Source organism: Ruegeria sp. C6 (genome assembly GCF_056537625.1).
The window spans coordinates 224,778-234,050 of record NZ_JBQFRW010000006.1; the positions used below are offsets into that span (position 1 = coordinate 224,778).

A 9,273-nucleotide genomic window follows, 5' to 3' on the forward strand; every position below is an offset into this window, starting at 1 on the left:
GTAGCCCTGTAACTTCACAGGGGCAGAGCGTGCTGCGCTATTTCATCATCATTGTGACGCTGTCTGTGCTAACCGCCTGTGCGGATCGGTCTATCACAGAGATCACACCCGAAGCCCTTAGGGTCGGCACCCCCGCCACGGTCTTTGCCGCCACTACCCGGGCGCGCGAGCCGGATGGCAGCTACGGAGCTAACCGTGCCGAGGCACTGCGTTACCTTGAGATGACCGTCTCGATTCCGCCGTCGCACACGCCGGGTGAACTCGAGTTCTCATACGCGAACCCGAATCCGAACAAACAGTTTGTCGTGGCCGATGTTACCGAGTTCTCGGGTCCGCAGGATCTGAAGTCCCGTCTGCGTGGCGTGGATGACGTGGTCATCTTTGTTCACGGGTATAACGCCACGCAGACCGAGACCGCCTTTCGGGCCGCTCAGCTGAGCCATGATATCGGTATCCCCGGAACCATTCTGATTTATTCCTGGCCCAGTAAGGCGCGCGGCACCGGTTACGCCTATGATCTGGACAGTATGCTGTTTGCCCGAGACGGGCTGGAACAGACCATTAGATTGCTCAAATCAATGGGCGTAAAGCGGGTCGTCCTGATAGCGCATTCGATGGGCAGCGCCCTATCGATGGAGATGATGCGGCAAGCCGAACTGCGCGAGCCGGGATGGGCAAGCCGCAATCTTGAGGGGGTCATCCTGATCTCACCTGATCTGGATGTGGATCTGTTCCGATCCCAGATGAACAGCATCAAGAGCCCGCCCGACCCGTTTGTGGTGATGGTGTCCCAGAAGGACAAGATTCTGAACCTGTCGGCTCGGCTGCGCGGCACCGCGGACAGTCAGAGGTTGGGTAATATCAGTTCGGTCGACGCGTTGGCCGAATATCCGATCAGCGTGATCGACACGACTGCATTCAACAGCGATGCGGGATCATCTCATTTCGTGGCGGCAACGTCTCCGGCGCTGCTGGCCATTCTCAGTTCGGTCCGCCGGGTCAGCAACACCTTTGGCCCCGACCGGCCTGGCATCGATGTCCTTGTCCCACCCAGCGAGCGCAGCGCAGATGGCGCGACCGAGATTGTGCTGACCGAGACCGGACAGGCGCAGGTCAGCGCGCCCTGATTAGGCACGCATTCGATGATCGGGGTCCAGCGATGGGATCGCATCCAGCAACCGCTTGGTATAGTCTTGCTTGGGAGCGGCAAACAGTTCGCGCGTTGGGGCGCTTTCGACGATCTTGCCGTGATACATCACAACCACAAAATCGCAGGTATGGGCCACAACCGACAGATCGTGGCTGATGAACATGAAGGTCAGGCCCATATCTCGCTGAAGGGATTTCAGCAGGTTCAGGATATCCGCCTGAATCGACACGTCCAGCGCCGCCACGCATTCATCGGCAACTACAAATCGCGGGTTGCAGGCCAGCGCCCGCGCAATCGAAATCCGCTGACGCTGACCGCCCGAAAACGCGTGCGGATAGCGTCGCAGATGTTCAAGGTTCAACCGGCATTTGCCCGCAATCTCGCGAACCCGCGCATCGGTTTCCTCACGCGATGCGGTCAGGCCCATCACCTCCAGCGGTTCGGCTATGATATCACGCACGGTCATCCGAGGACTAAGCGCCGCGTAAGGGTCCTGAAAAATCAACTGAGCCCGACGGCGATAGGACTTGAGATCGGTTGCCGACATTTTGGTCAGATCGAACCGCTCTTCACCATCATCATAGCTTGCGCCACCGCTGGTGATTGGAACCGCATTCAGCAATGCGCGGCCAAGTGTTGTCTTGCCCGAGCCGGACTCGCCGACCACCCCAACAAAAGCCCCTCGCGGGATTTCGATCGAGACGTTGTCGACCGCCTTCAGCGTGCGCTTATTAAACAACCCGCCACCAAGGGGAAATTCGACCGACAGGTTTTCGGTTTTGATCAGTGCATTTGTCATGGCTGGCCTGGCACGTCTTCGGGGAAAATGGCTGCGAAATGGCCGGGGCTGACCTCGGTCAAGGGTGGGCGTTCCGTTTCATATCGCGATCCGGGTTTGAGTTCCGGGTTGCGTGGATGGAACACGCAGCCTGATGGCCGCTCCAGAGGTGAGGGGATATCGCCGGGGATCGGGGTTAGCGGTGCGTCCAGATCATCGAGTTTGGGTAACGCGTTCAGCAGGCCACGCGTATAGGCATGTGCCGGATGGCGGATCACCTCACGCACAGGTCCGCTTTCCATGATCCGACCCAGATACATCACCGCAACCCGGTCGGCGGTTTGGGCGACGACGCTTAGGTCATGGGTGATGAAGACGATGCCCATGCCGAACTCGGCCACCAGATCCTTCATCAGATCCAAAACCTGAGCCTGAATGGTCACGTCCAGCGCCGTTGTCGGCTCATCCGCGATCAGCAGTTTGGGCTTGGTCGAAAGCGCCATGGCGATCATCGCCCGCTGACGCATCCCGCCCGACAATTCGAAAGCGTATTGGTTGAACCGGGCCGCTGGTTCAAGGATACCCACCCGGTCCAGCATTTCGATCGATAGTTCTTTGGCCTGCTTTTTGCTGAGATCCGTGTGGATCAGCAACTGTTCAACCATCTGCTTGCCGATGGTGATCGCGGGGGCAAAGCTGGCCATCGGCTCTTGAAAGATCATACTGATCGCCCCGCCGCGCACAATCTCCATGTCCTTGGGCCGCTTCAGCGCCATGATATCAACCGGGCCGCTGTCGAGATGCAGATCGATCCGGCTTTCCGGCGCATAGATCGCGTTGGGTGGATTTAGTTTCATCAGTGACTTTGCCGTCACTGATTTTCCCGATCCACTTTCGCCGACCAGCCCGAGCACCTCACCTGGGACGAGTGAAAACGAAACATCCTCAACCGCCGTGATCAACCCTTCATCGGTTTTGAACTGAACGGACAGGTTTTCGACATCGATCAGGCTCATTTGCGGGTCTCCGAATAAGGATCAGCCGCATCGCGCAGGCCATCGCCGACGAACACGAAAGACATCACGAGAACGACAAAGAAGATGACCGGGATGAAATACCATTGGTAATTCAGCAGAACATCCGCCTTGGTGACATTCTGCAACATCACGCCAAGTGAGTTGACCGGATCTTTCAGCCCCAGCCCGATAAAGCTGAGCGCGGTTTCGCTGAGGACCATATAGGGGAACGAGATCACCAGATCGACGATGATGTAACTGGTGAAGCTGGGCAGCAGATGACGCCGGATGATGTGGCCCGGCGATGCACCGCAAAGCTTTGCCGCAAGCACATATTCCTGATTGCGTTCGGTCAACAGATGGGTGCGAACTCGCCGTGCTAAAGTAGGCCAGCCGACCAATCCCAATATGGCTGTGATGACAAAGAATCTTGTTTCGGCCGACCATTCCGGCGGGATAAAGGCCGCAATCGCCATGAACAGAGGTATGGCCGGAACCGTACGGATCGCATCGGTGATCATTTGGATCACACTGTCGACCATTCCACCGTAATATCCAGCCACCCCTCCGATCGCGAGCGCCAGCACGAACGAAATCATCACCCCAAGCGTTCCGACCTGTAGCGACGTCCAAACCGCATGCAGTGTACGGCTGAAGATATCCTTGCCGGCGCTGTCGGTTCCGAACAGGTGAACATAGCCCTGATCGACACCAAACAGATGGATGTTACCGGGAATGACTCCAAACAGCTTATATTTGTCGCCCCGAACGAAGAACTGGATATATCGGCGTTCATCCTCGTTCACTTTCTCGACCCAGCGGAAATTGGTCGCCAACGAGCGTTCGCGGGTTACCCCGTGCAGGAACGGGCGGATCGAGCAGCCATTCTTGTCGCAGAATTTTGGAATCTGCGGGGCTCCGTTCAGATAGTCTTTGTCACGCCCTGCGGCGGTCGGATCATAAGGCGACAGGAACGGAGCAAAGATGCCCGACAGGATCAGGACGACCAGAACTGTGGCCGCAATCATCGCCGCGCGCTGTTTCTTGAATCGGGCCCAGATCAACTGACGCTGCGAGGCGGTGAAATAGGCTTCTTTTGCCTTTTGGTTGTCGATTGTCGCAGTCATCTGGTCACCTGAGGATACTTTTGCGCACGCGCGGGTCGATCACCGCAAGCAGAATGTCGGTGAAGAAATTCAACGTCACGATTGATGCCGTCAGCAGAAAGATGATGGCCCCCGCAAGTTGCTGATCATTGGACCGCGCCAACGCTTCAAGCAAAAGCGCCCCGGCTTCGGTCAATGTCAGGATCAGCGCCACAATGGGCAGTTCGTTGAAGATCCGGTTCAGGTCAAAGCCAAGGCTGTTGACGATCGGCCCCAGCGCATGACGGGCCGGATAGCGCCATAACAGGCGGCGGCCATAAATGCCCCGCGCGGCGGCAGCGGTGACATACAGCTTCCCGATCTCATCCGACATCAACGCGCGCACGGTCTGCAGCGCAAAGGCTGTGGCCGACCAGCCCAGAATGAAGATCGGCAGCCAGGCGTGTTTCAGCAAATCGAGGAACTTGCCCCAAGACCAAGGCGCTTCTTTGTACTCGGGCGAGAACAGCCCGGTCAGTGTCTCGCCGAAATAAACGGTTGAAACCAGCATCACCATCAGGGCCAGCAGGAAGTTCGGCATCGCCAGACCCAGATAGCTGACGATCCGCAGCGAGTTGTTCAATACCGCACTGCGCGAGGCGGCAGAAATGATGCCCACAGGGATTGCAATGGCATAAGCCAGCGCCAAAGCGCCAAGGCAGATCCACAGCGACAGCCAGAACTTGTCGCCCAGCAGCTGTGCAATATTCACCCGCAGGATGCAGCTTTCGCCGAAATCGCCACGAAACGCCCCTGACAACCAGGTGGCCCATCGGGTCAGGAATGGTTGATCCAACCCCAGTCGGGCGCGTTCTGCTGCAACGTCAGCAACGGTGATCGCGGACCCTTGGGTGTTTTTATACGCCAAATAGCGCTCGGCACAGTCACCGGGCACCAGTTCCATCAGTGAAAAAACAATCAGCGATACGATGACCAAAGTGACCAACGCCATAACCGCCCGGGTGGCGGCAAATCTGCAGAATTGCAACATATCTGTCCCCGCGGGATGCGCGAAGGCGGGCGCGGGCGCCCACCTTCTTATCTTCTCAACCTTATTCGCTCAGCCACCACTGTGCGGGGCGGTAAGGATAGGTCCGATAGAACTCGTAAGACTGCGTTTTGAACTCGGTAAAGTTCTGCAGGTTGTTCGAGTGATAGATCGGGGCAGGAGCATTCACGGTACCCAGGAACAGCAGCTCGCCGGTCATGATCTCGACCATCTTCTGCGCGGCGGATACTGACGCATCAGAGCCGGGTGCACTGGACTGATAGGTGTCCAATGCAGCCTTCAGATCCGCGACCCAAGCCGGTGGTTCAACACCGTTTTCACCGTTTGAGCTGATATATTCAGCCCAGAGCATACCTGTACGTACGTCGAAATAGCCATCAAACGGAGGCACCCAGATCTCGCTGTCCCCGAGGATCGACCCGGCTGGCTGGCTCTTCAGCCATAGGCCCATATCCAGCGAGTTGGCCGTTTGTGCGGCGCGGAATTCGTCGGATGTCACCTCTTTGATCGCGGTGTTGACGCCAACGTCTTTCCAGTTCTGAGCAATCAGTTCCACCAGTTGCGCCGAAGCTGGCTGAGTCGAGAACTGCCAATCCAGAACAAACGGATCACCATTCGGCAAGTCGCGGAAGCCATCACCGTCCTTGTCGACAAGACCGACTTCGTCCAGCAGCGCATTGGCGCGCTCTGCGTCGAATTCGATCTCATGGTTCGACCATTTTTCGTCGATGAAATCGGGACGTGGCGAGAAGCCGATGTACTGTGTCGGCGTTCCCAGACCAAAGGCGACAACCTCGTTCAGCTGGTTGCGATCCATCGCAACAGACATCGCAGTTCTGAACCGGATATCGTTAAAGATCGCGCGCTTGACCTCGTCTTCTGCGGTCACGTTGAAGGTCAGAACCGGATAGCCGATCGAAGGCTTCACCTCGACCGTGTAGTTACCGTTCTCCTGACCTTCGAGCAGCACCGGAGCGGATGTCAGGTTAACACCCTGCGATTTGTAATCGACCTCGCCATTCAGCAACTTAAGGGTGCGAACTTCTTCGTCCGGAACGTAAGTTTCATCCATTTCCGAAATGTAGGGAAGCTGGTTACCCTGCGTGTCGACCTGGAAGAAATAGGGGTTGGCCACGTAGTGACGACCCTCGGTGCTCTCCTTCACAAGGATATGGCTCTCCAGCGTCGGCATGGTGTCGGTGGGAAGACCCGCCAGTTTGTCACCGGCTGTCAGCATCGGAGATGGCGTATCCATCCAGTCCGAGTTGCCATAATAGGCCTTGATCAGCTCGTACCCGTTTTCATAACCAAGCGCCTGCGCGTTGGCGTCGGCGTTGTCATCCAGCGCCGGGTGGAACTTTTCAAAAAAATGCTTGGGCTGGTAGGGCTGCACATAGGTGAACGAGAATGTCTCGGTCAGGCCAGGCTTGGGCGCGGCAAGGGTAAAGCGGACGGTGGTGTCGTCCAGCGCTTCGACCTTCATGGGCTCACCGCCCGCCAGCGCATAATCCTTCGCTTCGGCGATGACATTGGTGTCCATCATCAGATTGTCGTACCAGAACACAACATCTGCTGAGGTGAACGGTGCACCGTCCGACCATTTGTGACCTTCGCGCAAGGTCACGGTAAGCACGGTGAATTCATCGTTCCATTCCCAGGATTTCGCCACGTTGGGCACCAAGGTCTGCAGGTCGTCGGAATAGCGGAACAGGTTGACGTGACGCACCGAAAGGAAGTCCGAGGTGCCGCTTTCTGTGGCGTTGGAGAGCGCGTCCAGAACACCGCCATACTGACCTATCGAGTCATAGGGTACGATGACCAACGGGTCGGCCGGCAGACGATCTGCCACGGCCGCAAGATCGCCATTGCCACGGATCATGCCGTTCAGATCCCCAATAGCCGGGTTTTCGGCAAAGCTGAGCGTACAGTTTGCAGCTGATTGAAACTCGGACAGATCAAACTGCTGAGGATAAGCACCGGCTGCGACGCCCTGCATATCCGCGACGGTTGCAGCAGGACAATTGGCCCAGGCCGCGCCCCCGATTGTGGCAAAGGCCACGCCTGACATAAGAAGCTTTTTCATGTTTTCTCCCTAGGTTTTGTTTATTTCGTTTTGCGTTTCCGAGAGCCCGATTTGCCCGCTTTGCCTTCGGAGGTTTCTTTGTTCTTTTTTTGCTTCCGGGGCTCTGTTTCTTCCGGCCCGGATTTGACATCGTTTTGCGATGCAATGTGCACTTGGACCCCAGCTTGCTTGAGAACGGGTGCAAACGCATCGGGTGGGGCGATATCGGTCACCAGATCCGTCACCTTGTCGAACGGGCAAGACACGTTGGCTGCCTTTGCACCGAATTTGGTGTGGTCCGCTGCAACGATCATGCGATGCGTGTTCCCTTGCAGCGCACGGGTCAGATCCGCCTCTAGCGGGTTCGAGGCCAATACACCTCCAACCAGCGACAGTGCATCCGCGCCGCAGATCACCGCGTCATAGCTGTACTGACACGCCAGTTCTTCAGCCGCACGGCCAAAACTGCCTCGTTCGGAGCGGATTACTTCGCCCCCTGCCAGAACGGCGCGCGTGCCATTGTGATCGGCCAGGGATGCGACAACTGACAAAGAGTTGCTAACGACGGTCAAACCCCGCAGCTCACGTAGTTGCTCGGCCACATGAGTCATGGTCGAGCCAACGGTGATGAACAACACCATCTCGTCCTCAAGCAACCCGCAGACCCGCTTGGCGATGTTGGTTTTCTCGTCGGCATTATACTCCAGCGCGCCCGAAAACATCGGTGTATCCTGCGCCCGAGACAGAAATGTGCCGCCATGCACACGCTCAACCTTGTTCGCGCGCGCCAGTGCCTTGACCAAACGACGCACAGTTTCCTCAGAGACGTCCATGATCTGGGCGATCTGAGTGTTGCGCGCTGACCCCCCCAGCCGCGCAAGGACATCCAGCAGCTCTCGGCCACGATGTGGGATGGTTACGCTATCATCATCCATTTTCAGACTCGGTCACATTTTCGCGCAAAAATCCACAATAAATGTAAATCTTTTGCGACAATTTTGGTTTTTTTGCCTTTTCCGGTCAACATGGCACAGCAAACCTGCAGTTTCATGCGGCGTGACAGGTGGATTTCAGATCTCTTGCAAGAATCATTCAACTCATCCCAGCATGTGTTCATGACGACAATGCGATCAGCGTCACGCCTGCAGCCATCATCACGGCTGCCAGAAGGCGTCGCATGGGATTGCCTTCACCCAGGAACAGAAATCCGATCAGGGCCGCGAAGATCACTGAAGTTTCGCGTAAGGCTGACACGACGCCAAGCGGAGCGAAATTCTTGGCATAAAGCACTAGGCCGTAAGCCGTCATCGACACCATTCCGCCTGCAATCCCAATCGCCCAGATGCGCAGAGGCAAATCAAGCACACGCGCGCCTCGTCGTAGCGCGACAAAGCCCACAACAAAGATATGCAGAACCGAATGCCAGGCCCAATAACTCAGGATGTTGCCTGACACCCGCACGCCCAGGCCATCCACAAGCGAGTAGATGGAAATAAAGCAGCCCGTTCCCAATGCGAAAACAAGCGATGCCCTACCGACCCCTTGCCTCAAAACCGACCAGCTGGACAGTTGAATGCCGGTGGCAATCACCGCGATCCCAATCCAGGCCTGCGTCGGCAGATGTTCGCCCGCAAATATCACGGCCCAAAGAGCGACCAGCGCAGGAACCACACCGCGCGCGATCGGGTACACCACACTGAGATCACCATGCCGGTAGGCCTGATTCAGCATGTAGAAATATCCGAAATGAACAACGGTCGAACCTGCCAGATATGGCAGGCTCTCGACATTCGGGAGCGGCAGAACCGCCACCATCAGCGCCCCCGGGATAACATGCCCCAGTGCAACCAGACCCAGCGTGACCGTTCGGTCAGCGGCCGTTTTTACAACCGTGTTCCAGATCGCATGCAGTAACGCGGCCGCAAGGATTATGAGAACGATTTCAGCGCTCACTGTCAGATCGCCGTATTAAACAGCTCAGTGATGTTTTGTTGGTTGAGTTGGATCGGATTCCCTCCGCATGAGGGGTCGATGATTGCGCCTTGGACCAGTTCGGGGATGGCGGCTTTGGTGACGCCGAGGTCGGAGAGATTGCGGGGGATGGCGAGGCTGT

At 57.0% G+C, this 9,273-nt stretch carries 8 protein-coding genes and 1 pseudogene; 1 reads left to right on the plus strand and 8 read right to left on the minus strand.

What is annotated here, in order from left to right:
• Positions 1 to 29: 29 nt before the first annotated feature.
• Complete coding sequence (locus ACR0MJ_RS18085) at positions 30 to 1,127, plus strand: alpha/beta fold hydrolase (protein ID WP_170566570.1); 1,098 nt, start codon at positions 30 to 32, stop codon at positions 1,125 to 1,127.
• Here the strand turns inward: ACR0MJ_RS18085 and ACR0MJ_RS18090 are convergent, their stop codons facing one another.
• The 8 genes and pseudogenes from ACR0MJ_RS18090 to ACR0MJ_RS18125 all read right to left on the minus strand — a co-directional run.
• A complete protein-coding gene (locus ACR0MJ_RS18090; RefSeq protein ID WP_480762062.1) occupies positions 1,128 to 1,949 on the minus strand; it encodes an ATP-binding cassette domain-containing protein in 822 nt (273 codons plus the stop codon).
• Complete coding sequence (locus ACR0MJ_RS18095) at positions 1,946 to 2,944, minus strand: ABC transporter ATP-binding protein (protein WP_170397793.1); 999 nt, start codon at positions 2,942 to 2,944, stop codon at positions 1,946 to 1,948. Before ACR0MJ_RS18095 ends, ACR0MJ_RS18090 begins: the two co-directional genes overlap by 4 nt.
• A complete protein-coding gene (locus ACR0MJ_RS18100) occupies positions 2,941 to 4,071 on the minus strand; it encodes an ABC transporter permease (protein ID WP_170397790.1) in 1,131 nt (376 codons plus the stop codon). The genes ACR0MJ_RS18095 and ACR0MJ_RS18100 overlap by 4 nt, the downstream gene beginning before the upstream one ends.
• Positions 4,072 to 4,075: 4 nt before the next feature.
• Positions 4,076 to 5,080: an ABC transporter permease gene (locus ACR0MJ_RS18105; RefSeq protein ID WP_170566562.1), complete on the minus strand. Its 1,005-nt coding sequence runs from the start codon at positions 5,078 to 5,080 to the stop codon at positions 4,076 to 4,078.
• A 61-nt stretch (positions 5,081 to 5,141) separates the two neighbouring features.
• Positions 5,142 to 7,181, minus strand: coding sequence for an ABC transporter substrate-binding protein (locus tag ACR0MJ_RS18110; protein ID WP_480762064.1), 2,040 nt, complete (start codon positions 7,179 to 7,181; stop codon positions 5,142 to 5,144).
• 20 nt (positions 7,182 to 7,201) lie between these two features.
• The gene (locus ACR0MJ_RS18115) at positions 7,202 to 8,095 is read right to left on the minus strand and encodes a DeoR/GlpR family DNA-binding transcription regulator (RefSeq protein WP_480762066.1); all 894 of its coding nucleotides are present in this window, start codon (positions 8,093 to 8,095) and stop codon (positions 7,202 to 7,204) included.
• A 178-nt stretch (positions 8,096 to 8,273) separates the two neighbouring features.
• Entirely contained in the window at positions 8,274 to 9,113 is an 840-nt protein-coding gene (locus tag ACR0MJ_RS18120) for an EamA family transporter (RefSeq protein WP_170407899.1), read from the minus strand.
• 2 nt (positions 9,114 to 9,115) lie between these two features.
• Positions 9,116 to 9,273 (minus strand): annotated as a pseudogene (locus ACR0MJ_RS18125) (iron-containing alcohol dehydrogenase); the annotation flags it as partial.